The sequence below is a fragment of the Pseudomonas sp. WS 5146 genome (assembly GCF_012985495.1).
Taxonomy (GTDB): Bacteria; Pseudomonadota; Gammaproteobacteria; order Pseudomonadales; family Pseudomonadaceae; genus Aquipseudomonas; species Aquipseudomonas edaphica.
In genome coordinates, this window is record NZ_JAAQWL010000009.1 from 38,369 (window position 1) to 61,105 (window position 22,737).

19 protein-coding genes are annotated in these 22,737 nt (G+C 61.6%); 7 read left to right on the forward strand and 12 right to left on the reverse strand.

What is annotated here, in order from left to right:
- Window positions 1-43: 43 nt before the first annotated feature.
- From HBO41_RS21585 to HBO41_RS21615, 7 genes are all read left to right on the forward strand, one after another.
- Window positions 44-706, forward strand: coding sequence for an amino acid ABC transporter permease (locus HBO41_RS21585; protein ID WP_169987647.1), 663 nt, complete (start codon window positions 44-46; stop codon window positions 704-706).
- Window positions 707-717: 11 nt separating this feature from the next.
- A complete protein-coding gene (locus HBO41_RS21590) occupies window positions 718-1,380 on the forward strand; it encodes an amino acid ABC transporter permease (RefSeq protein WP_169987649.1) in 663 nt (220 codons plus the stop codon).
- Complete coding sequence (locus HBO41_RS21595) at window positions 1,377-2,159, forward strand: amino acid ABC transporter ATP-binding protein (protein WP_017135914.1); 783 nt, start codon at window positions 1,377-1,379, stop codon at window positions 2,157-2,159. The genes HBO41_RS21590 and HBO41_RS21595 overlap by 4 nt, the downstream gene beginning before the upstream one ends.
- Before the next feature lie 15 nt (window positions 2,160-2,174).
- Entirely contained in the window at window positions 2,175-2,564 is a 390-nt protein-coding gene (locus HBO41_RS21600; protein WP_010210958.1) for a RidA family protein, read from the forward strand.
- Between the two features lie 166 nt (window positions 2,565-2,730).
- The gene (locus HBO41_RS21605) at window positions 2,731-3,495 is read left to right on the forward strand and encodes an IclR family transcriptional regulator (protein WP_017135913.1); all 765 of its coding nucleotides are present in this window, start codon (window positions 2,731-2,733) and stop codon (window positions 3,493-3,495) included.
- 9 nt (window positions 3,496-3,504) lie between these two features.
- The gene (locus HBO41_RS21610) at window positions 3,505-4,713 is read left to right on the forward strand and encodes an amino acid deaminase (protein ID WP_169987651.1); all 1,209 of its coding nucleotides are present in this window, start codon (window positions 3,505-3,507) and stop codon (window positions 4,711-4,713) included.
- A 130-nt stretch (window positions 4,714-4,843) separates the two neighbouring features.
- Window positions 4,844-5,749, forward strand: a complete 906-nt coding sequence (locus HBO41_RS21615) for a sugar kinase (RefSeq protein ID WP_169987653.1) — start codon at window positions 4,844-4,846, stop codon at window positions 5,747-5,749.
- Between the two features lie 120 nt (window positions 5,750-5,869).
- On the opposite strand, the gene HBO41_RS21620 is transcribed toward HBO41_RS21615, so the two are convergent.
- The 12 genes from HBO41_RS21620 to HBO41_RS21675 all read right to left on the reverse strand — a co-directional run bounded on the left by HBO41_RS21620 (window position 5,870) and on the right by HBO41_RS21675 (window position 22,736).
- Window positions 5,870-6,145, reverse strand: coding sequence for a peptidylprolyl isomerase (locus HBO41_RS21620; RefSeq protein WP_010564624.1), 276 nt, complete (start codon window positions 6,143-6,145; stop codon window positions 5,870-5,872).
- A 43-nt stretch (window positions 6,146-6,188) separates the two neighbouring features.
- Window positions 6,189-8,726, reverse strand: a complete 2,538-nt coding sequence (locus tag HBO41_RS21625) for a PAS domain-containing sensor histidine kinase (RefSeq protein ID WP_169987655.1) — start codon at window positions 8,724-8,726, stop codon at window positions 6,189-6,191.
- A 137-nt stretch (window positions 8,727-8,863) separates the two neighbouring features.
- Window positions 8,864-10,822 (reverse strand): acetoacetate--CoA ligase, encoded by a 1,959-nt coding sequence (locus HBO41_RS21630; RefSeq protein WP_169987657.1) that lies wholly within the window; start codon window positions 10,820-10,822, stop codon window positions 8,864-8,866.
- Window positions 10,823-10,983: 161 nt separating this feature from the next.
- Window positions 10,984-11,757 (reverse strand): 3-hydroxybutyrate dehydrogenase, encoded by a 774-nt coding sequence (hbdH, locus tag HBO41_RS21635; RefSeq protein ID WP_099549137.1) that lies wholly within the window; start codon window positions 11,755-11,757, stop codon window positions 10,984-10,986.
- A gap of 7 nt (window positions 11,758-11,764) precedes the next feature.
- A complete protein-coding gene (locus tag HBO41_RS21640) occupies window positions 11,765-13,156 on the reverse strand; it encodes a GntP family permease (RefSeq protein WP_099489563.1) in 1,392 nt (463 codons plus the stop codon).
- 289 nt (window positions 13,157-13,445) lie between these two features.
- Window positions 13,446-14,852 (reverse strand): sigma-54-dependent Fis family transcriptional regulator, encoded by a 1,407-nt coding sequence (locus tag HBO41_RS21645; protein WP_169987659.1) that lies wholly within the window; start codon window positions 14,850-14,852, stop codon window positions 13,446-13,448.
- A gap of 101 nt (window positions 14,853-14,953) precedes the next feature.
- Window positions 14,954-16,525, reverse strand: a complete 1,572-nt coding sequence (locus tag HBO41_RS21650; RefSeq protein ID WP_169987661.1) for an ABC transporter ATP-binding protein — start codon at window positions 16,523-16,525, stop codon at window positions 14,954-14,956.
- 10 nt (window positions 16,526-16,535) lie between these two features.
- Window positions 16,536-17,558: an ABC transporter permease gene (locus tag HBO41_RS21655; RefSeq protein ID WP_043050504.1), complete on the reverse strand. Its 1,023-nt coding sequence runs from the start codon at window positions 17,556-17,558 to the stop codon at window positions 16,536-16,538.
- A complete protein-coding gene (locus HBO41_RS21660) occupies window positions 17,558-18,616 on the reverse strand; it encodes a microcin C ABC transporter permease YejB (protein ID WP_138453618.1) in 1,059 nt (352 codons plus the stop codon). The genes HBO41_RS21655 and HBO41_RS21660 overlap by 1 nt, the downstream gene beginning before the upstream one ends.
- Window positions 18,616-20,478, reverse strand: coding sequence for an extracellular solute-binding protein (locus HBO41_RS21665; RefSeq protein WP_169987663.1), 1,863 nt, complete (start codon window positions 20,476-20,478; stop codon window positions 18,616-18,618). The genes HBO41_RS21660 and HBO41_RS21665 overlap by 1 nt, the downstream gene beginning before the upstream one ends.
- Window positions 20,479-20,608: 130 nt before the next feature.
- The gene (locus HBO41_RS21670; RefSeq protein ID WP_010210937.1) at window positions 20,609-20,890 is read right to left on the reverse strand and encodes a peptidylprolyl isomerase; all 282 of its coding nucleotides are present in this window, start codon (window positions 20,888-20,890) and stop codon (window positions 20,609-20,611) included.
- Between the two features lie 235 nt (window positions 20,891-21,125).
- Window positions 21,126-22,736, reverse strand: coding sequence for an ABC transporter ATP-binding protein (locus tag HBO41_RS21675; RefSeq protein WP_099549134.1), 1,611 nt, complete (start codon window positions 22,734-22,736; stop codon window positions 21,126-21,128).
- Window position 22,737: the final 1 nt, after the last annotated feature.

Below are 22,737 nucleotides of genomic sequence, written 5' to 3' on the forward strand. Positions count from 1 at the left end.
CCTGGGGCGTCGCTGACGGCGCCCCGAGCAGGTACTGCCGACCATGAACTATCAGTTGAACTTTGCCGCCGTGTGGCGTGATTTCCCCAGCTTGCTGGCGGGGCTCGGCCTGGGCCTCGAACTGGCCTTGCTGTCGATCGCCATCGGTTGCGTGATCGGCCTGATGATGGCGTTTGCCATGCTGTCCAAGCACCGGGCGTTGCGAATCTTCGCCTCGGTGTATGTGACGGTGATCCGCAATACGCCGATCCTCGTGCTGATCCTGTTGATCTACTTTGCCTTGCCCACACTGGGGGTCCGGCTCGACAAGATCCCCTCGTTCATCATCACCCTGTCGCTGTATGCCGGTGCTTACCTGACCGAAGTGTTCCGCGCCGGGCTGTTGAATATTCCCAAGGGCTTGCGTGAAGCCGGCTTGGCCATCGGTTTGGGCGAGTGGCGAATCCGCGCCTACATCACCGTGCCGGTGATGCTGCGCAACGTGTTGCCGGCCCTGTCGAACAACTTTATTTCGCTGTTCAAGGACACGTCGCTGGCGGCCGCGATTGCGGTGCCGGAGCTGACCTACTACGCCCGCAAGATCAACGTCGAAAGCTACCGGGTGATTGAAACCTGGATGGTCACGACCGCGCTCTACGTGGCGGCCTGTTACTTCATTGCCATGCTGCTCCGTTACCTGGAACAGCGTCTGGCGATCCGTCGTTAAGGAGGGTTTGCATGTACGAGTCCCCAAGCTGGCTGCGTGAGTTGTGGATCGCCCGGGATACGCTCTGGGCGGGGTTTCAAACCAGTATTTATTGCTCGGTGCTGGCGATTATCTTTGGCACGCTGATCGGTATCTTTGCCGGGTTGATCCTCACCTACGGCAAGTTCTGGATGCGCGCGCCGTTTCGTCTGTACGTCGACCTGGTGCGCGGTACGCCGGTGTTTGTGCTGGTGCTGGCGTGTTTTTACATGCTGCCGGCGCTCGGTTGGCAGATCAGCGCGTTCCAGGCCGGCGCCGTCGGGTTGACGCTGTTTTGCGGCTCCCACGTGGCGGAAATCGTGCGCGGCGCGCTGCAAGCCATTCCCCGTGGGCAATTGGAAGCGGGCAAGGCGATTGGGCTGACGTTCAAACAGTCGCTGACCTACGTGCTGTTGCCCCAGGCGTTGCGCCAGATCCTGCCGACCTGGGTCAATTCCTCCACCGAAATCGTCAAGGCCTCGACCTTGCTCTCGGTAATCGGCGTGGCCGAACTGCTGCTCAGCACCCAGCAAGTCATCGCACGTACCTTCATGACCCTGGAGTTCTACCTGTTCGCCGGGTTTCTGTTCTTTGTCATCAACTACGCCATCGAGTTATTCGGTCGCTACATTGAAAAGCGGGTGGCCTTGCCATGAACCAACCTCAAACCAACCAACCGCTGCTGAACATTCGTGGCCTGCGCAAACAATATGGCCAGGTCGAGGTGCTCAAGGGTGTCGACCTGTCCATGCAGCGCGGCAACGTGGTGACGTTGATCGGCTCCAGCGGCTCGGGCAAGACCACTTTGCTGCGTTGCGTCAACCTGCTCGAAGAGTTCCAGGGCGGGCAGATCAGCCTGGACGGCGAGTCCATCGGCTACAGCGAAATCGCCGGTAAACGTGTGCGTCACCCCGAGCGCGTGATTGCCCAGCACCGTGCGATGACCGGCATGGCCTTCCAGCAATTCAACCTGTTCCCGCATCTGACCGCGTTGCAAAACGTCACCCTTGGCCTGCTCAAGGTCAAGAAGATGGGCAAGGACGAGGCTGTGGCCCTGGCCGAAAAATGGCTGGACCGCGTAGGTCTGCTGGAACGTCGCAACCACTTCCCCGGTCAACTTTCCGGCGGTCAGCAACAGCGCGTGGCGATTGCCCGCGCCATTGCCATGAACCCCAGCCTGATGCTGTTTGATGAAGTCACCTCGGCCCTCGACCCGGAACTGGTGGGCGAAGTGCTCAGTGTGATCAAGGGGTTGGCGGAAGAGGGCATGACCATGTTGCTGGTCACCCACGAAATGCGCTTTGCCTATGAAGTGTCGGACAAGATCGTCTTCATGAACCAGGGCCGCATTGAAGAGCAGGGGGCGCCAAAAGACATCTTCGAACGCCCGCAATCGCCGCGCCTGGCGGAATTTTTGAAGAACATTCGTTTTTAATCAGGAGCAATTTTTATGAGCATTACTCGTTACGGCGCCGGCAGTACCGCCGGTGGTGGCCAGCCGCGACCTTTCGCCCGCGCCGTGGAAGCTGACGGCTGGCTCTACGTGTCGGGCCAGGTGCCGGCGGTAGACGGTGAAATCATCACCGGCGGCATCATCGAGCAAACCCGCCAGACCATGCGCAACGTGGTGGCGATTCTGGAAGAGGCCGGTTACGAACTCAAAGACGTGGTGCGCGTCGGCGTATGGCTGGAAGACCCACGGGACTTCTGGAGCTTCAACAAAGTGTTCGGCGAATACTTCACCCCGGAACACGCTCCGGCACGCGCCTGTGTGCAGGCCAACATGATGGTGGACTGTAAGGTCGAGATCGATTGCGTGGCCTACAAGAAAAAAGGCTAAATGCCCCTCTCTTGAGATCACTGAAATCCAATGTGGGAGCTGGCTTGCCTGCGATGACGGCGTGTCAGGCAGCCCTGGGTAACTGAACCACCGCCATCGCGGGCAAGCCCGCTCCCACAGGGTATCACTGTGCAGCATTACCACTATGACCGGACCGACGACTGCCATGACCGAAGACACCATCAAACGCCGCGCCAAAGGACTGGACCGTGCATTCGATATCCTCGATTTTCTCAAGGAGATCGGCCAGCCCCTGCGCCCGAATGATATTGCCAGCGGCATCGGCAGCCCCAAATCCACCGTCTATGAACTGGTCGCGTCGTTGCTGGAGCGGCGCATTCTGGAAACGGTGGGCAAGGACGGTCACGTCTACCTCGGCCGCCAGCTGTACTTTCTCGGCCAGGCGCACCTGCGCCATTTCGACCTGACCCGCGAGGCCGACCACGCCTTGCAGGAGATCGTCAGCCAGACCCATGAAACCGCGCAGATGTGCCTGCTTAACGGGCGCAAATACACGGTGGCGCTGATGCGCGAAGGCGAGCGGCATTTTCGTATCTCCTCGGACATCGGCGAAAACGCGCCAATCCCCTGGACCGCTTCCGGGCGCTTGTTGCTGGGGCACTTGAGCGACCAGCAGATCATCGACCTGATCGACTACGACGACTTTATCCTGCCGGACGGCCAGCGCCTGCCGCTGGAAACCTTCCTGGCGCAAATCCGTCAAGCCACCCTCGATGGGTTTTTCTCCTTCGACAGCGTGGCCGACACCTTCACCCATTGCTTTGCCGCCCCGGTGCGGGACGCGCAGGGCATCAGCATCGCGACCTTGTGCATCGTTGCACCGCGCGCCGATGCGACCAAAAACTACAACGACTATCGCCGGGTGTTGATCGACAGCGCCAATAACCTGGCCCGGCGTATCAACGAATAGGAGTACTTCATGTCTGCCCTCAATGCCGTTGAAAAAGGCGCCGCCGCCGTCGGTGCCCACCTGGTGCGCGACGTCAGCCTGCCGGCCCTGGTGCTGCACCGCGATGCACTGGAACACAACATCCGCTGGATGCAGGCATTTGTCAGCAACAGCGGTGCAGAGCTCGCGCCCCATGGCAAAACCAGCATGATGCCGGCGCTGTTCCAGCGTCAGATCGAGGCGGGCGCCTGGGGCATCACCCTGGCCAACGCCGTGCAGACCCGCGCCGCCTATGCCGGTGGCGTGCGCCGCGTGTTGATGGCCAACCAACTGGTGGGCGCGCCGAACATGGCGCTGATCGCCGACCTGCTGGCGGACCCGCATTTCGACTTTCACTGCATGGTCGATCATCCGGACAACGTCGCTGACCTGGGGCTGTTCTTCGCCGCCCGTGGCCTGCGCCTGAACGTGATGATCGAATACGGTGTGGTCGGTGGCCGTTGCGGGTGCCGCAGCGAGCAGGAAGTGCGCGAGCTGGCCAAGGCAATCAAGGCCCAACCGGCCCTGGCCCTGACGGGTATTGAAGGCTACGAAGGTGTGATCCACGGCGAACACGCCGTCAGCGGCATCCGTGACTTCGCCGCCAGCCTGGTGCGCCTGGCCGTGGACCTGCAAAACAATGGCGCGTTCGACTTGCCCAAGCCGATCATCACCGCCTCGGGGTCGGCCTGGTACGACCTGATCGCCGAGTCGTTCGAAGCGCAAAACGCCGCCGGGCGCTTCCTCAGCGTGTTGCGCCCCGGCAGCTATGTGGCCCACGACCATGGCATCTACAAAGAAGCGCAGTGCTGCGTGCTTGATCGTCGCGGCGACCTCAACGAAGGCCTGCGCCCTGCCCTGGAAGTCTGGGCCCACGTGCAATCGATGCCCGAGCCTGGCTTTGCGGTGGTTGCCCTGGGCAAGCGCGACGTGGCCTACGACGCCGGTTTGCCGGTGCCGCTCAAGCGCTACAAGGCCGGGATTGTGCCGGCTGAAGGCGATGATGTAACCGCGTGCAAAGTCACGGCGGTGATGGACCAGCACGCGTTCATGACGGTGGCGCCGGGGGTTGAGTTGCGTATCGGCGACATCATCTCCTTTGGCACTTCGCACCCGTGCCTGACCTTTGACAAGTGGCAGGTGGGTTGCCTGGTGGATGAGCGGTTGCAGGTCGTTGAATCCTTGGATACCTGCTTCTAGACCGCGTCGTGGCCATCGCAGGCAAGCCAGCTCCCACATTCGACCGAGTTCCTTCAGTTGAAATGTATTCCAACTGTGGGAGCTGGCTTGCCTGCGATGAGGCCCTCCAGCACACCGAGAGACCCAAGGCATGAACACAAACCCGCGCATCGCCCTGATCGGCGAATGCATGATCGAACTGCAACACCGCGCCGATGGCAGCCTGCAACAGAGCTTCGGCGGCGACACCCTGAACGCGGCGGTGTACCTGCGCCGCGAGTTGGGCGCCGTTGGCACGGTCGACTACGTGACCGCCCTGGGCGATGACAGTTTCAGCGATGCCATGTGCCAGCAATGGACCGCCGAAGGCCTCGGGCTGGGCATGGTTCAGCGCCTGCCGGGGCGTTTACCGGGGTTGTACTGCATCCAGACGGATGCCAGCGGCGAACGCAAATTCCTCTACTGGCGCAACGAAGCCGCCGTGCGTGACTGCTTCACCACGCCTGCGGCGGAGCCGATCCTGGCGGCGTTGCCGGACTACGACGTGGTGTATTTCAGCGGCATCACTCTGGCGGTACTGGGTGAAGTCGGGCGTGAGCGCTTGCTGCAAACCCTGATCGAAACGCGCCGGCGCGGTGGCAAGGTGGTGTTTGACAACAACTATCGCCCGCGCCTGTGGGCGAGTGTCGACGCGGCGCGCGCGGGGTATCACCAGGTGTTGGCCGAGGTGGATATCGCCCTGCTGACCGAGGATGACGAGCGCGCGTTGTTTGGTTATGCCAACAGCGAGCAGGTGTTCGCGGCGTACCCGGCGATTGCAGAAGTGGTGCTCAAGCGCGGGGCGGATGCGTGCTTGATCCGTTGTGATGGCGAGCGCTTTGCGGTGCCGGCGCTGAAGGTCGAGAAAGTGGTGGATACCACGGCGGCGGGGGACTCGTTCAGTGCGGCGTATTTGGCCAGTCGGCTCAAGGGCGGCTCGCCTGAACAGGCGGCGTTGGCCGGGCATCGGTTGGCGAGTAGGGTGATTCAGGTGCCCGGGGCTTTGATTGCGCGGTGAATGGCCGCCTGCGGCGGTTCGCAGGCAAGCCAGCTCCCACATTTGACTGCATTTTTCCAGTTGAAATGCGCTCAAGTGTGGGAGCTGGCTTGCCTGCGATAGCGGTCCTGAGCCAACCCCTCAGTCGCGGTAAAACACCTGCACCAGGTGGTAACCAAACTTGCTCTTGATCGGCCCGTGCACCACCTTCACCGGCTTCTTGAAGATCACCGCATCAATAACCCCCACCATCTGCCCAGGCCGCACTTCACCCAAATCACCGCCGCGCTTGCCGGAGGGGCAAGTGGAGTACTTTTTGGCCAGCACATCAAACGCTTCGCCCTTGGCAATGCGCTGTTTGAGCTGTTCGGCTTCTTCGCTGGTTTTCACCAGAATATGACGGGCTTGGGCTTTCATAAGGTTCTACCAGGTGTGCGACGGCGCGCGATTATGCCTGAACTCATTCGTCGACGTTGATCATGCTGCGGATTTTAGTCGCCAGCAGATCAATGGAAAACGGCTTGGCCACCATGTCCATGCCGTCCTCCAGGAAGCCCTGGCGCTCGGCGGCTTGTTCAGCGTAACCGGTCATGAATAATACGCGCAGGCCCGGCCGGTGCTGACGGGCGATTTCGGCCAGTTGCCTGCCGTTCATGCCCGGCAGGCCGACATCGGTGACCAGCAGGTCCACGCGCAGGTCCGATTCCAGCAGCGGCAGCGCGGTGCGCGCATCTGCCGCCTGGTGAGCGGTGTAGCCCAGCTCGGCGAGCACATTGACCACCAGCATGCGCACCGCTGGGTCATCCTCGACCACCACCACCGCTTCACCGGCGAGTGCCAGCGGCGCTTCGCCCAAATGCGGCGGCAGGTTGCTTTCCAGCGCGGTGCCGTGCAACCGCGGCAGGTACAGGCGCACGCAGGTGCCCTGGCCGGGTTCGCTTTGGATGGTCACATGGCCGCCGGATTGCTGGGCAAAGCCGTAGATCATCGACAACCCCAGGCCGGTGCCCTGGCCGATGGGCTTGGTGGTGAAGAACGGGTCGAAGGCCTTGGCGAGAATCTTCGGCGCCATGCCGGTGCCGTTGTCGCAGACGCCGAGCATCACGTAGTCGCCGGCCTTGACCGGCTCCAGCGTGGTGATGTCGGTGCCGTCCAGGTAACTGTTGGCAGTTTCGATGCGCAATTCGCCGCCGTCGGGCATCGCGTCGCGAGCATTGATCACCAGGTTGAGCAAGGCGTTTTCCAGCTGGCTGGCATCGGTGTTGACCGGCCAGATATCTTTGCCCAATTGCACCTTGAGCGTGATATGCGCGCCTTTGGTGCGACGGAACAAATCTTCCAGGGACGCCACCAGCTCGTTCGGGTCCAGTGGCCGGCGGTCCAGCGATTGGCGGCGTGAGAAGGCCAGCAGCCGGTGGGTGAGGGCGGCCGCGCGATGGGCGGACGACACGGCCGCATCGGTAAAACGGCCGATTTCGTCGCTGCGCCCGGCGGCGATATAGCGCTGCATCAAGTCCAGGCTGCCGATAATGCCGGTGAGCATATTGTTGAAGTCATGGGCGATACCGCCGGTGAGCTGGCCGACCGCTTCCATTTTTTGTGCATGGCGCAGTGCGTCTTCGGCGCGCTCACGCTCGAACATCTCGTTTTGCAGGCGCTGGTTGGCCTCGGCCAATGCCTGGGTGCGCTGGGCCACGCGTTCTTCAAGGTTTTCGTTGAGGTGGCGCAGGGCTTCTTCGGTGAGTTTGCGTTCGGTCTCATCGATCACAAAAATGTAGAAACCATTCACCGAGCCGTCATTGCTGAAGCGCGGCAAGTATTTCATCAGCGCATGGCGCGGCCGGCCGTCGCGGTGCGGGGTGATGGTCATGAAGCTGCAGGCCTTGCCGCGCAGCGCGGCGTCGATCTTGTCCGCGCGCCCGGCATACACCTCGTCGCCGAGTACTTCGCGGATGCTTTTGCCGTACAGCTCCTGGGGCGTCATGCCGTACCAATCGAGGTAGGCGCTATTGTTGAGGCGAAAGCGCTGCTCGTGGTCGACATAACCGATCAGCACCGGCATGGCGTTGATGATCAGTTGCAGCTCGGTCTGGCTTTGACGCAGCGCCTGTTCGGTCTGCTTGCGCTCGGTCAGGTCCAGCGCGGCCCCCAGGAAACGCGCCGGGCGGCCTTGGTGGTCCTTGTAGCAGCGGCCGCGGGCAAACACCCAGCGCACCTGGCCATCGGCCTGCAGCAGGCGGTATTCCTCGGCGTATTCGGTGCCGAAGGTGATGCAATGCTTGATGCTGCGCGCGACCATGCCGCGGTCTTCGGGGTGAACGCCGTGCAGGTAGTCGCTGATGGGGAGCAGGCCGGCGTCTTGCGGGTCGACACCGTGCAAGTGGGCAAAGTGGGCGTCGGCGATAAAGCGGTCTTCGCCGATATCCCAGTCCCAGGTGCCCACCGCATCGGTTGCCGCCAGTGCCAGTTGCAGACGTTGTTCGCTGTTGTGCTGGGCCTTGAGGCTGTCCTCGGAGCGCTGTTGCAGTTCGAGGGTTTTGCTGCGCCGCTCATTGGTCTCGATGGCAGTGACCAGGATCCCGGCCACGCTGCCGCCTTCGTCGCGCACCGGGCTGTAGGTCAGGTCGAGCCAGATTTCGGTGTCGCGGTTATTGCGTTGCAGCACAAAGCGCTGTTCGCTGAAGGTGCGCACCTGGCCGCCGAGCACCGCGTCGTAGATCGGCGCAGTAAAACTCTCAAGCTCCGGCCAGGTGTCATGGGCCGGTCGGCCCAGCGCCTCGGGATGTTTGTTGCCCGCGAGCACGGCGAAGCTGTCGTTATAGAGCTGGGTGAGCTGGCTGCCCCACAACAGCAGCATCGGCATCGGTGAATGGACGACGATATCGACGGCTGTGCGCAGGCTTTGCGGCCAGTCATCGGCCTCACCGAGCGGGCTTTGCGCCCAGTTCAGCCGCGCAATCAATGCGGCGGCTTCGCTACCGGTGGATGTTCCATTCATGAAAAAGCCCTGCACCTGACACTTTGAAATACGACAACAGCCGATTATCCCGCGAGACGGGAACGGCTGACTACCCCTCGAAAAATAGCATGCATTGAGGCGTTGTCTTCAAATCAGTGCGTCAGAGCTGAAACCTTTCATCCGTCCGCCAGCTCAGGGCGGTTGCGAAACTGTTCCAGCGCCTGCGGGTTTGCCAGGGCATCGGTGTTTTTGACCGGCTCGCCATGCACCACATTGCGCACCGCCAGCTCGACGATCTTGCCACTGATGGTGCGCGGTATGTCGCTGACGGCGAGGATCTTCGCCGGGACATGGCGCGGCGTGGTGTTGGCGCGGATCACCTGACGAATCTGCTGCTCCAGCGCGTCATCCAGCGTGATGCCTTCGTTGAGCCGCACAAACAACACCACCCGCACATCGTCCTGCCAGCGTTGGCCGATGGCCAGGCTTTCCAGGACCTGCGGGACTTTTTCCACCTGGCGATAAATTTCTGCGGTGCCGATGCGCACACCGCCGGGGTTGAGCACCGCGTCGGAGCGCCCATGAATCAGCAGGCTGCCATTGGGGCGCTGCTCGGCGTAGTCGCCCTGGGCCCACACGCCGGGGAACTGGCTGAAATACGAAGCCCGCAGTTTTTTCTGGTCGGGGTCATTCCACAGGCCAATCGGCATGGCCGGAAAGTGCCGGGTACACACCAGCTCGCCTTTTTCCCCGACCAGCGGCTGGCCCTGGCCGTCCCACACTTCGATGGCCATGGCCAGGCTCTTGCACTGCATTTCGCCGCGCCGTACCGGTAGCACCGGGTTGCCGATCACAAAGCAGGAGACGATATCGGTGCCGCCCGACATTGACGACAGGCACAACTCGGCCTTTATCTCGCGGTACACATAGTCGTAACTCTGCGGCGACAGCGGCGAGCCGGTTGAGATCAGGCCTTTGAGGCTGCCTAAGTCGTGGCTCAGGCGCGGTTGCAGGCCAGCCTTTTCCAGGGTGGCTAGAAACTTGGGGCTGGTACCGAATACGCTGATTTTTTCCGCGTCGATCAGGTCGATCAGCCGCTCGGGGCCGGGGTGAAACGGCGAGCCGTCATACAGCACCGCCGTGGCACCCAGGGCCAGCACTGACACCAGCCAGTTCCACATCATCCAGCCGCAGGTGGTGTAGTAGAACAGGCAGTCTTCGCGCGACAGGTCGGCGTGCAGGCCGTGTTCCTTTAGATGGGTGAGCAGCACGCCGCCGGTGCCGTGAATGATGCACTTGGGCACGCCCGTGGTGCCGCTGGAGTACAGGATATACAGCGGATGATCGAACGGCACCGCGACAAATTCAGGCTCGCCGCCGGGTTGGTAGAAGTCGTTCCACAGTGCGACCCTGGCGTGGGTGCGGTAGTCCTCGACGCGCGCCTGGGGCCGGGCATACGGCACGATGATCAACTGTTCCAGGGACGGCAGGCGTTCGAGGATTTCATTGAGTTTGGTACTTTGGTCGATGTTTTTGCCGGCGTAGCGGTAGCCCGCGCAGGTGATCAACACTTTGGGTTCTATCTGGCCGAAACGGTCGATCACGCCTTGTGTGCCGAAGTCCGGCGAGGAGCACGACCAGATCGCGCCCAGGCTGGTGGTGGCAAGCATGCCGACCAGGGTTTGCCAGGTGTTGGGCATGCACGCAGCCACGCGGTCGCCCTGGGTTACACCGGCCGCCCGCAAGCTGCGCTGCAAGCCTGCGACATGCTCGGCCAGTTCGGCATAGGTCAGTTGTTCGCGCTGGCCCTCTTCGCTGACCGCCACCACCGCCGGGTGAGCATCCCGACGGCGCAGCAGGTGTTCGGCAAAGTTCAGGGTCGCGCCTGGGAACCACTCGGCGCTGGGCATTGCCGCGCCTTCGATCAGCGTGGTGCTGGGCGGGCTGCGAAACTGCACCTCAAAAAACGAGACGATCGCCTGCCAGAAGTCGGCGCGCTGGTCGATGCTCCATTGGTGCAGGGCGGGGTAGTCACGCAGCTGCAGGCTGTAGCGTTGGTTGATGTAGTGCCGGAACTGGTCCATTCGCGTGTTGGCGATGCGTTCGGGGGAGGGTTGCCAGAGGATCTCGGACATTTGCGCAATCTCTTGTTTTTGTACAAAACCTCCAGCCAACACAGGTCGAAACTGTGGGAGCTGGCTTGCCTGCGATAGCGGTGGGTCAGTTAGCTCATTGGTTACTGACCCACCGCTATCGCAGGCAAGCCAGCTCCCACAAGTGATCTTCAGTGCCTGATTTACTGGGCCAGCCAACCACCGTCGATATTCCACGCGGCGCCGCGCACTTGGGCGCCAGCTTCACTGCACAGGAACAACACCAACTCACCCAGCTGTGGCGGCGTCACAAACTCCAGCGACGGCTGTTTCTCGGCCAGCAAATCATGCTGCGCCTGCTGCGGATCAACGCCCTTGGCCGCGCGATCATCAATCTGCTTTTGCACCAGCGGCGTCAACACCCAGCCTGGGCAGATGGCATTGCAGGTGACGTTACCGGTGGCGGTCTCCAGGCCCACCACCTTGGTCAATCCGATGACGCCGTGTTTGGCCGCCACATAGGCCGCCTTGCCCACCGAACCGACCAAACCATGCACCGACGCGATATTGACGATGCGCCCCCAGCCCTTGGCCTTCATGCCCGGTAAACTCAAGCGCGTGCTGTGGAACACCGACGACAGGTTGATCGCGATGATCGAATCCCAGCGTTCCACCGGGAAGTCTTCCACGGCCGCCACGTGCTGAATACCGGCGTTGTTGACCAGAATGTCGACGCCGCCGAACTCGCGCTCGGCGTAGGCAAACATGTCGGCAATTTGCGCCGGGTCGCTGACGTCCGCCGGGTGATGCCCGACCTTGCCGCCGAACGCCTGCACCTGGGCGACCGCCGCACTGGCGTCGCCGAAGCCGTTGAGGATCAGGTCGGCGCCGGCCTTGGCCAGGCTCAGTGCGATGCCCAAGCCGATGCCGCTGGTAGAGCCGGTAACCAGGGCGGTCTTGCCATTCAAAGTCGTCATGAAAACCTCACACAATGCCAGTGGCGTAGAAAGTACCGATCACCACGAACACCGCGAGGGTCTTGATGATCGTGATGCCGAAGATGTCCTTGTAGGCTTCGCGGTGGGTCAACCCGGTGACCGCGAGCAGGGTGATGACCGCGCCGTTATGGGGCAGGGTGTCCATGCCGCCACTGGCCATGGCCGCAACCCGGTGCAGCACTTCAAGGGGGATATTGGCCGCATGGGCCGCCGAAATAAAGCTCTCGGACATGGCCGCCAAGGCGATGCTCATGCCGCCGGAGGCAGAGCCGGTGATACCGGCCAGCAGGGTCACGGTAATCGCTTCGTTGACCAGCGGGTTGGGGATGCCCTTGAGCCAGTCCGCCAGCACCAGAAAGCCCGGCAGCGAGGCGATCACCGCGCCAAAGCCGTATTCCGAGGCGGTGTTCATGGCCGCCAGCAGCGCGCCGCTGACCGCGCTTTTACTGCCTTCGGCGAGTTTGCTTTTGATCGCCGACCAGCCGAACACCAGCACCATGACGATGCCCACCAGCAACGCCGCCTGCACCGCCCAAATCGCCGTGAGCTTGGCGATGTCGGTGGTCACCGGCGCGCTCATGCCCGGCAGGCTGAGGCTGTGGGTCTTGCCGTACCACTGCGGGATCCAGTGGGTGAACAGCAGGTTCATCACGCCCACCAGAATCAGCGGCGACAGCGCGACCCACGGGTTGGGCAGCGCCAGGTTGTCGGCGGTTTCCGGCTCGTTGCGCAGCTCGGTGCCATAACCTTCACCGGCGCGTTGTGCCTTGTTGCGCTGGCGCGCCAGGTAGAGCATGCCGGTGCAGAACACGAAGACCGTGCCGATCAAACCCAGCCACGGCGCCGCCCAGGCGGTGGTGTTGAAAAAGGTGCTGGGGATGATGTTCTGGATCTGCGGCGTGCCGGGCAGGGCGTCCATGGTGAACGAAAACGCACCGAGGGCGATGGTCGCCGGGATCAGGCGCTTGGGAATGTTGCTTTGGCGGAACATCTCCGCCGCAAACGGGTACACCGCAAACACCACCACAAACAGCGACACGCCGCCGTAGGTGAGCAGGGCGCAGACCAGCACAATCACCAGCATCGCCTGGCGCGTGCCAAGCAAGCGGATGGCGGCGGCCACAATCGAGCGCGAAAAGCCCGACAGCTCAATCAGCTTGCCGAACACCGCGCCGAGCAGGAACACCGGGAAATACAGTTTGATGAAGCCGACCATTTTCTCCATGAACACCCCGGTAAACGCGGGGGCGACGGCGGAGGGGTCGGTGAGCAGCACGGCGCCGAGGGCGGCGATGGGGGCAAACAGGATCACGCTGTAGCCACGGTAGGCGGCCAGCATCAGCAGCGCGAGGGCTGCCAGGGCAATGATCACACTCATGGTGTGTCTCCAGATCGAATTGTTATTTTTGTGGGGGTGGTGCGTTGGAGAGGGGCTATAGCGAGATGTGTGCCAATTGACTAAGTTGTTGAAATATATAGATATTATTATTTTGTGCGGGTGCAATTCTTGAGATTGTCTCTTTTTTGAGACTGGCAAGGATCAAAAGTGGGAGCTGGCTTGCCTGCGATAGCGGTGGTTCAGCTCAATAGGTATTGACTGATGGGCCGCTATCGCAGGCAAGCCAGCTCCCACAGTGGGCTGTCTTTGTTTGTGGAATTGTGTCTATTTATTGAGACTCGCTCATGTCCAATGCCACCATTTTTTTGTACAGGGTCGATCTACCCAGCCCCAACCGCTTGGCGGCTTCCACCACATTGCCTTCACAGGCCTTGAGTGCCGCCGCAATCACCTGCCGATCAAAGCGCTCCCGCGCCGCCGCAAATGTCTCGCCCTCGACCGTCTCCACCCGCCCACGGGCCACCGGGCTGAACGTGCCGATCGCCGCGCGAATCTCTTCGGCATCCAGCACCAGGTCATCACTCAACAACGCCGCGCGTTCCAGTACGTTGCGCAGTTCACGGATATTCCCCGGCCACGCGTGCTGCGCCAGCAACGCCAAGGCTTCGCGGTCAAGCTCATGCTGGCTGCGCAACTCTTCAAGAATCGCCTCGCTCAACGCCGGAATATCTTCCAGGCGCTCACGCAACGGCGGCACCTGGATCGGCAGCACGTTCAGGCGGTAATACAAGTCCGCCCGGAATTCGCCGCGCTTGATCGCCGCTTCCAGGTCCATGGACGTGGCCGCGATCACCCGCACATCGCTGTGCACCATTTCGTTGGAGCCCACCGGCTCGTATTCCTTTTCCTGCAACACCCGCAGCAGTTTGCTTTGCAGCGGCAGTGGCATGTCGCCGATTTCATCGAGGAACAGCGTGCCGCCCTGGGCGATTTGCAACTTGCCGGGGCGGCCCTTGCGGTCGGCGCCGGTGAAGGCGCCTGGTGCGGTGCCGAAGAACTCGGCTTCGAGCAGGTCGCCGGGAATGGCCGCGCTGTTGATGCTGACAAATGCTTTATGGGCGCGCGTTGATGCGCCGTGGATGGCCTGGGCCAGCAACTCTTTACCGGTGCCGGTTTCGCCCAGCAGCAACACGGGCGACTCGGCACTCGCACTGCGTCGTGCCCGGCGTTTGACTTCCAGGCTGGCCGCGCTGGTGCCAATAAAATGCGCGAAGTTGTATTTGCTCTGGCGTGAACGCAGCAGCGAACGGGTGGAGGCCAGCTCCTGCTGCATGCTCAGGTAGCGCTCGATCAGCGGCGACAAGTTGCGCAGCTCATCAAACAGCGCAAACCCGATCGCGCCGATCACCGCGCCTGCGTCATCGTGGATCGGCAGGCGCATCACCACCAACGGGCCTTTGGGCGTGTCCTGGATATCCAGCAGAATCGGCTGGTCGTTGCGCACCACCTGGCGTAACAGGCTATTGGAAATCACCTGCTCGCACGGCTGGCCGATGGCTTCATCGGCGCTTTTAAGACCAAAACGTTTGGCGTAGCGCTCGTTCATCCACACGATATTCGCGTCGCGATCGACTATCACCGTGCCTTCGCTGGACTGCTCGATGATCTCGAACAGCGACTGGATGGCCAGGCCGCGAACCTGCTGGTAGTCCTTGAGGCTGTCGCTGATATTCATGCTCACACTGCCAACGCAAAATATGATTGGAATACGGTCCTGTGGGCGCTGGCTTGCCTGCGATGGCGTCCTCAAGATCGCCATCGCAGGCAAGCCAGCGCCTACAAGGGGATGTGCGCCGCCGCCAGCAGCTCTTTGGTGTAAGGATGTTGCGGCGTATCGAACACCACATGGCTCGCGCCGCGCTCCACCACCTTGCCGTCCTTGATCACGATCATGTCGTGGGCCATGGCCCGCACCACCGCCAGGTCGTGGCTGATAAACAGATAGGTCAGGCCGTATTTTTCCTGCAGTTCACGCAACAGCGCCACCACTTGTTTCTGCACGGTGCGGTCGAGGGCTGAGGTCGGCTCATCCAGCAGCATCAGCGCAGGCTTGAGCACCAAGGCGCGGGCGATCGCGATGCGTTGACGCTGGCCACCGGAAAACTCATGGGGGTAACGATGACGGCTGGCGTGGTCGAGGCCCACGTCCTTGAGCACCTGGATCACTTGCGCATCGCGGTCGGCCAGGCTGCACGGCGCGTGCACTTCCAGGCCTTCGCTGATGATCTGTTGCACCGACATGCGCGGGCTGAGGCTGCCGAACGGGTCTTGGAACACCACCTGCATCTGCTTGCGCCATGGGCGCATCTGCTGGTTGTTCAGCGGGTCGAGGGCTTCACCCTGAAAACGGATACTGCCGGTGGAATCGAGCAAGCGCAGGATCGCCTGGCCGAGGGTGGATTTGCCCGAGCCGGACTCGCCGACAATCCCCAAGGTTTTGCCGCGCTGCACGCTAAGGCTAATGCCGTCGACTGCGCGCAGCCAGGTTTTGCGCCTGAACAGCCCGCCGCCGAGGGGGAATTGCACGCTCAGGTCGTCGACTTGCAACACCGTCTCACGTTCATCACTGCACAGCGCATCGCCGGACGGCTCGGCATCCAGCAGCAGGCGGCTGTAGGGGTGTTGCGGCGCAGTGAACAGCGTCTCGCAGTCGGCCTGCTCGACAATCTCCCCGGCGCGCATTACACACACACGCTGGGCAATGCTGCGCACCAGGTTGAGGTCATGGCTGATCAGCAGCAGCGACATGCCCAGGCGTTGTTGCAACGACTTGAGCAGCAGCAGGATCTTGCGCTGCACGGTCACGTCCAGCGCGGTGGTGGGTTCGTCGGCAATCAGCAGCTCCGGCTCGCAGGCCAGGGCCATGGCGATCATCACCCGCTGGCGCTGGCCGCCGGAGAGTTGATGCGGGTAAGCCTTGAGGCGCTCCTGGGGTTTCTGGATGCCCACCAGTTCGAGCAGCTCAAGAATGCGTGACTGCGCCGCCTTGCCGCCCAGGCCCTTGTGCAGCAGCAGGGTTTCGCCGATCTGTTTTTCGATGCTGTGCAGCGGGTTGAGCGAGGTCATCGGCTCCTGGAAAATCATCGCAATACGGTTGCCGCGCAGCTTTTGCAAGGTGGCCGTCGACGCGCCGATCAGCTCCTGGCCGCGATACTTCACCGAGCCTGTGGTGTGCGTGCCCGCGTCTGGCAGCAATTGCAGAATCGAGTGGGCGGTGACCGACTTGCCCGAACCCGACTCGCCGACCAAGGCCAGGCATTCGCCAGGGCGCACGTCCAGGCACAGTTTGCTCACCACGGTCTGGCCGCTGAAGGCGACGCTGAGGTCGCGGATCTCGATCAGGTTCATACGCAATTACTCATGAGCGTGGGTCGAAGGCATCACGTAATGCCTCGCCGATAAAGACCAGCAGCGACAGGATCAGCGCCAAGGTGAAAAATGCCGTCAGGCCCAGCCAGGGCGCTTGCAGGTTTTGCTTGCCCTGAGCAATCAGTTCGCCCAGGGACGCGCTGCCGGCGGGCATGCCGAACCCGAGAAAATCCAGGGCGCTCAAGGTTGAAATTGCTCCGGTCAAGATAAACGGCAGGTAGCTCAAGGTGGCGGTCATGGCGTTGGGCAGGATATGCCGGCGAATGATCTTGCCATCGCCCAGGCCCAGGGCGCGTGCGGCCTTGACGTATTCCAGGTTGCGCCCGCGCAGGAACTCGGCGCGCACCACGTCCACCAGGGCCAGCCAGGAAAACAGCGCCATGATCCCCAACAGCCACCAGAAATTCGGTTCGACAAAGCCGGACAAAATGATCAGCAGGTACAGCACCGGAAGTCCGGACCACACTTCCAGAATGCGCTGACCGAGCAGGTCGACCCAGCCGCCGTAATAGCCCTGCAAGGCACCGGCGGCGATGCCGATGGCGGCACTGATGGCGGTGAGTGCCAGGGCAAACAGGATCGACACCCGTGCGCCGAAGATGACCCGCGCCAGCACATCGCGGGATTGATCATCGGTGCCCAGCCAGTTCACCGCCGAGGGCGGGCTGGGGGCAGGGCGGGTCAGTTCGTAGTTGGGCGTGTCGTCGCTGAACGGGATCGGCGGGAACAGCATCCAGCCGCCGTCCTGCTTGATCAGCTTTTGCACGTAGTCACTGCGGTAGTCGGCCTGGAAGGGCAACTGGCCGCCGAACTGTTGCTCGGTGTAGCGCTTGAACACCGGGAAATACAGCTCGTTCTTGAAGCTCAGCACCAAGGGTTTGTCATTGGCGATCAACTCGCCGCCCAGGGTCAGGATAAACAGGCCGATAAACAGCCACAGCGACCACCAGCCACGGCGGTTCTTCTTGAAGCGCTCGAAACGCCGACGGGCCACCGGAGACAGATTAAGCATCAGGCGTTCCTCGCGGCGAAGTCGATACGCGGGTCCACCAGGGTGTAGCAGAGGTCACCGATGAGTTTTATCAAGAGCCCGAACAGGGTGAAGATAAACAACGAGCCAAAGACCACCGGGTAGTCGCGGGATACGGCGGCTTCGTAGCTCATGCGGCCCAGGCCATCGAGGGAAAAGATCACTTCGATCAACAGGGAACCGGCAAAAAACACGCTGATAAATGCCTGGGGAATCCCCGAGATCACCAGCAGCATGGCGTTGCGAAACACATGGCCGTAGAGCACCCGGCGTTCACTCAAGCCCTTGGCACGGGCGGTGACCACGTATTGGCGCGTGATTTCATTCAGGAATGAGTTTTTGGTGAGGATGGTCAGCGTCGCGAACCCGCCGATCACCAACGAGGTGACGGGCAACACCAGGTGCCAGAAGTAGTCGGCAATTTTGCCGATTGTGCTGAGTTCGTCGAAGTTCTCCGAGACCAGCCCGCGCACCGGGAACCAGTTCAGCGAGGTGCCACCGGCGAACAGCACGATCAGGAACATCGCAAACAGGAAGGCCGGCATCGCATAGCCGATGACAATCGCGGTGCTGCTCCACACGTCAAAGCTGCTGCCGTGGCGCACGGCCTTGCGAATCCCCAAGGGGATCGACACCAGATAGGTGATCAAGGTGGCCCATAAACCGAGGGAAATGGTCACCGGCATTTTTTCCAGGATCAGGTCGATCACGCTTTTGCCGCGAAAGAAGCTGTTACCGAAATCCAGTTGGGCGTAGTTCTTGAGCATCAGCCACAGACGTTCCGGCGCGGGCTTGTCGAAGCCGTATTGCTTTTCGATGTCCTTGATCAATTTGGGGTCCAGGCCACGGCTGGCGCGCGAGCCGTTGACGGCTTCGCCACCACCACCGCCGATGCCGCCGCCACCGATGCCCTGCAGGTGGGCAATGGCTTGTTCAACCGGGCCGCCGGGCGCGGCCTGCACGATCACGAAATTGACCAGCAGGATGATCACCAGCGTGGGGATAATCAGCAGCAGGCGCCGCACGATATAGGCAAACATCAGCGCGTTCCTCCGCGTTTTTTCAACTCGGCGTTCATTTGCTCATTCGTCAGTGGTGTGGAGCTGATTTCCCACCAGGTTTCCAGCGCTTCGTCGTTCTTGGCCTCGATGGCTGGACGACCAAAGCGGTTCCACCACGCGGCCGAGGTGCCCGGTGGGTAGTAGTTGGGGATCCACAGGTAATTCCATTGCAGCACGCGGTCCAGGGCATGGGCATAGGTGAGCATCTGCGCCTGGGTGTTGGCTTTGACCAGCCCGCTGATCAGGGTATCGACGGCGGGGTCTTTGAGCACCATGTAGTTGTTCGCACCAGGGTCGTAGGCGGCCTGCGAGCCGAAGTAGTTGTACAGCTCCATGCCTGGCGACGTGGTGACCGGGAAGCCGATGACGATCATGTCGTAGTCGCGGGCCATGATGCGGTTGACGTACTGGGACGAGTCTATGCGGCGGATATTCAGGGTGATGCCGATCTGCGCCAGGTTGCGCTTGTACGGCAGCAACAGGCGCTCAAGGCCGGCCTGGGCATTGAGGAAGGTGAACTCCAGTGGCTCGCCGTCGGCGTTGACCAGCTTGTCGCCCTTGGGTGTCCAGCCGGCGGCTTCCAGCAGTGCCAGGGCTTGCAGCTGTTTGTCACGGATCATGCCGCTGCCGTCGGTGACCGGCGCCTTGAACACCTGGGTGAACACTTCGTCCGGCACCTGGCCGCGCAGTGGCTCAAGAATCGCCAGTTCCTCTGGGGTCGGCGGTTGGCTTGCAGCCAGCGGGCTGTTGGAGAAGAAGCTCTGCTGGCGGATGTACATATTGCGCATCATCTGCCGGTTGGCCCATTCGAAGTCCCACAGCATCGCCAGCGCCTGGCGCACGCGGCGGTCCTTGAACATCGGTTTTTGCACGTTGAACACGTAGCCCTGGGCCGGTTGCGGCATCTCCTTGGCCAAGTGCGCACGTTGCAGGCGGCCATCGTCGAGGGCCGGGCCGTTGTAGCCGATGGAGTAGCCCGTAGCGGAGAACTCGCGGTTGAAGTCATAGGCGCCGCCACGCAGCACCTGGCGGGCCACCTCGGTGTCGCCGAAGTACTCCAGGCTCAAGTGGTCGAAGTTGTACAGGCCCCGGCTGACGGGCAAGTCCTTGCCCCACCAGTCGGGGTCGCGGGTGAAAGTGATGGTGCTGCCGGAGTCGATTTTGCTGATTTTGTACGGGCCGCTGCCCAGCGGCGCTTCGTAGCCGCCACCGTTGGCGAAGTCGCGGGTTTTCCACCAATGCTCGGGGAATACCGGCAGGGTGGCGATATCCAGAGGCAGGGTGCGGTTTTCATTGCTGGAAAAGTCGAAGCGCACCTGGCGCTCGCCTTCGACTTCGACGTGTTTGACGTCGGCGAACAGGGTGCGAAAGCGCAGGCTGCCTTGGGTCATCAGCAGGTCGAAGCTGTAGCGTACATCTTCGGCGGTGATCGGCGTGCCATCGGCAAAGCGTGCCTTGGGGTTGAGGTAGAAGCGCAGCGACAGGCCGTCGTCGGCGCGTTCCATTTTTTCAGCGACCAGGCCGTAAACGGTGTAGGGCTCATCCAGGGAGCGCTGGGCCAGCGGGGCGTAGAGCCAGCCGTCGACCTGGGAGACGCCGATGCCTTTGTCTATGTACGGCAATACATGGTCGAAGCGCCCGATTTCGATGGCTGAGCGTCGCAGGCTGCCGCCTTTGGGCGCGTTGGGGTTGGCGTAGTCGAAATGGGTGAAGCCGGTGGGGTACTTGGCCGGTTCGCCGTAGACCGTGAGGTAGGTTTGCGGGGCCGCGATCACGGCGGTGCTGGCCAGTAGCAGGGCCAGGGTGGAGCTGAAGAGTTTTGTGGAAAAAACCAATCGCATTATCAGCCTTGAGCGCCGGGTGAACAGTAATAGGGATTTGTACGTTAACGGCTTATGGGTTGCCAGTCACTTGATGCACAACGGCCCACCAAAAGGCGGGCCGTTGTTTATAGCATCAGCGCGTACGGGATCAGTCCTGGCGGCTGGTGACTTCCAGCAGGTGGTAGCCGAACTGGGTTTTTACCGGGCCTTGCACGGTGTTGACGGGGGCGCTGAAGACAACGGTGTCGAATTCCTTGACCATCTGGCCTGGGCCGAACGAACCCAGGTTGCCACCGTCGCGGCTGGATGGGCAGCTGGAGTTGGCTTTGGCGATTTCTGCGAAATCGGCGCCGCCTTCGATCTGGGCCTTGAGTTCGTTGCACTTGTCTTCGGTGGAAACGAGGATGTGGCGGGCGGTGGCTTTGGCCATGGGGGTAACTCCTTGAAGTAAAAAGGGTGAGCCTACCGGATTCAGGTGGTTTTTTGTTGGCAAAGTTCCATCTTGTGGTGGGTTGGGTTGATTGAGTACATATCCGTTGCTGCGGTAACGGCCACTTAGGGTTCCGCCCTTACGGCGGGTCACTTTTGGCACGCCCTGCAAAAGTGACCCGCTGTAAGAGCGGAACCATAGGCCGCCGTTACCTAAATAACGGATATGTACACGATCAAACCACAACAGCAGGCACCAAAAACGCAGCTTCCAACAACTGCCGCGTATAAGCATGCTGCGGATCCGCAAAGATCCCCGCCGCGTCCCCCTGTTCCACCACCTGCCCATGCTTGACCACCATCAACTGGTGACTCAAGGCCTTCACCACCGCCAAATCATGGCTGATAAACAGGTACGTCAGGTTGTACTTGGCCTGCAGCCCCCGCAATAATTCCACCACTTGCCGCTGCACCGTGCGGTCCAGCGCGGACGTCGGTTCATCGAGCAGTATCAAGCGGGGCTTGAGCACCAAGGCACGGGCGATGGCGATGCGTTGACGCTGCCCACCGGAAAACTCATGGGGGTAACGATGTCGCGACTCCGGGTCCAGGCCCACTTCCTTGAGCGCTGCAACAATCGCCAGTTCCTGCTCGGCCGGCGTGCCCATTTTGTGGATACGCAAGCCTTCGCCAACGATCTCGCTCACACACATTCGCGGGCTCAAGCTGCCGAACGGGTCTTGAAACACCACCTGCATCTCCCGCCGTAGCGGGCGCACCTGTTGCTGAGTCAAGCGGTCAAGCTGCTGGCCTTCAAAGCGAATCCCGCCTTTGCTGGCAATCAAGCGCAAAATCGCCAGGCCCAGGGTGGACTTGCCCGAGCCGCTTTCACCGACGATGCCCAGCGTCTGGCCCTGGGGCAGGCTGAAGTTGATGCCGTCCACCGCCTTGACGTAATCGACGGTGTTGCGCAAAAAGCCCTTTTTGATCGGGAACCAGACCTTCAGGTCGTCGACTTCCAGGAGTGGCGGCCCGACCTCGTTACTGGCTGGCCCACCGCTGGGCTCCGCCGCCAGCAGTTCCTGGGTGTAAGGGTGCTGGGGCGACTGAAACAGCGTCTCGCAATCAGCCTGTTCAACGATGCAACCCTGCTGCATCACACACACACGATGGGCGATGCGCCGCACCAGGTTCAAGTCATGGCTGATCAGCAGCAATGCCATGCCCAGCCGGGCCTGCAGCTCTTTGAGCAGTTCCAGGATCTTCAATTGCACGGTGACGTCGAGGGCCGTGGTCGGTTCGTCGGCGATCAGCAGTTCGGGCTCGTTGGCCAACGCCATGGCGATCATCACCCGCTGGCGCTGGCCGCCGGACAGTTCGTGGGGCAGGGCTTTGAGGCGCTTGTGCGGCTCGGGGATGCCCACCAGCTCAAGCAGTTCCAGGGTGCGCCGGGTCGCGACTTTACCGGTCAGGCCTTTGTGCAGGCCGAGCACTTCGTTGATCTGCTTCTCGATCGAATGCAGCGGGTTCAACGAGGTCATTGGCTCCTGGAAGATCATCGCAATGCGGTTGCCGCGAATATGCCGGATGGTTTTCTCTTTGAGGGTCAGCAGATCATGCCCGGAATAGCTGATGGTGCCGGCCGGGTGACGCGCCAGCGGGTAGGGCAATAGGCGCAGGATCGAATGGGCGGTCACCGATTTGCCTGAGCCGCTTTCGCCGACCAGTGCCAGGGTTTCGCCGCGCTTGATATCGAAGCTGACATTGTTGACCACGCGATGGTGATGCTCGCCGGTGACGAACTCGACGCAGAGGTCGCGGACTTCGATCAGATTGTCCTGATTCATC

Coding starts and splice junctions, on each gene's coding strand:
- HBO41_RS21665 (WP_169987663.1), bottom strand. CDS start 20,478: ATGCGATTGGTTTTTTCCACAAAACTCTTCAGCTCCACCCTGGCCCTG.
- HBO41_RS21630 (WP_169987657.1), bottom strand. CDS start 10,822: ATGTCCGAGATCCTCTGGCAACCCTCCCCCGAACGCATCGCCAACACG.
- HBO41_RS21645 (WP_169987659.1), bottom strand. CDS start 14,852: ATGAATATCAGCGACAGCCTCAAGGACTACCAGCAGGTTCGCGGCCTG.
- HBO41_RS21675 (WP_099549134.1), bottom strand. CDS start 22,736: ATGAATCAGGACAATCTGATCGAAGTCCGCGACCTCTGCGTCGAGTTC.
- HBO41_RS21605 (WP_017135913.1), top strand. CDS start 2,731: ATGACCGAAGACACCATCAAACGCCGCGCCAAAGGACTGGACCGTGCA.
- HBO41_RS21670 (WP_010210937.1), bottom strand. CDS start 20,890: ATGGCCAAAGCCACCGCCCGCCACATCCTCGTTTCCACCGAAGACAAG.
- HBO41_RS21640 (WP_099489563.1), bottom strand. CDS start 13,156: ATGAGTGTGATCATTGCCCTGGCAGCCCTCGCGCTGCTGATGCTGGCC.
- HBO41_RS21590 (WP_169987649.1), top strand. CDS start 718: ATGTACGAGTCCCCAAGCTGGCTGCGTGAGTTGTGGATCGCCCGGGAT.
- HBO41_RS21585 (WP_169987647.1), top strand. CDS start 44: ATGAACTATCAGTTGAACTTTGCCGCCGTGTGGCGTGATTTCCCCAGC.
- hbdH (WP_099549137.1), bottom strand. CDS start 11,757: ATGACGACTTTGAATGGCAAGACCGCCCTGGTTACCGGCTCTACCAGC.
- HBO41_RS21625 (WP_169987655.1), bottom strand. CDS start 8,726: ATGAATGGAACATCCACCGGTAGCGAAGCCGCCGCATTGATTGCGCGG.
- HBO41_RS21600 (WP_010210958.1), top strand. CDS start 2,175: ATGAGCATTACTCGTTACGGCGCCGGCAGTACCGCCGGTGGTGGCCAG.
- HBO41_RS21650 (WP_169987661.1), bottom strand. CDS start 16,525: ATGAACCTGATCGAGATCCGCGACCTCAGCGTCGCCTTCAGCGGCCAG.
- HBO41_RS21620 (WP_010564624.1), bottom strand. CDS start 6,145: ATGAAAGCCCAAGCCCGTCATATTCTGGTGAAAACCAGCGAAGAAGCC.
- HBO41_RS21655 (WP_043050504.1), bottom strand. CDS start 17,558: ATGCTTAATCTGTCTCCGGTGGCCCGTCGGCGTTTCGAGCGCTTCAAG.
- HBO41_RS21595 (WP_017135914.1), top strand. CDS start 1,377: ATGAACCAACCTCAAACCAACCAACCGCTGCTGAACATTCGTGGCCTG.
- HBO41_RS21615 (WP_169987653.1), top strand. CDS start 4,844: ATGAACACAAACCCGCGCATCGCCCTGATCGGCGAATGCATGATCGAA.
- HBO41_RS21660 (WP_138453618.1), bottom strand. CDS start 18,616: ATGTTTGCCTATATCGTGCGGCGCCTGCTGCTGATTATCCCCACGCTG.
- HBO41_RS21610 (WP_169987651.1), top strand. CDS start 3,505: ATGTCTGCCCTCAATGCCGTTGAAAAAGGCGCCGCCGCCGTCGGTGCC.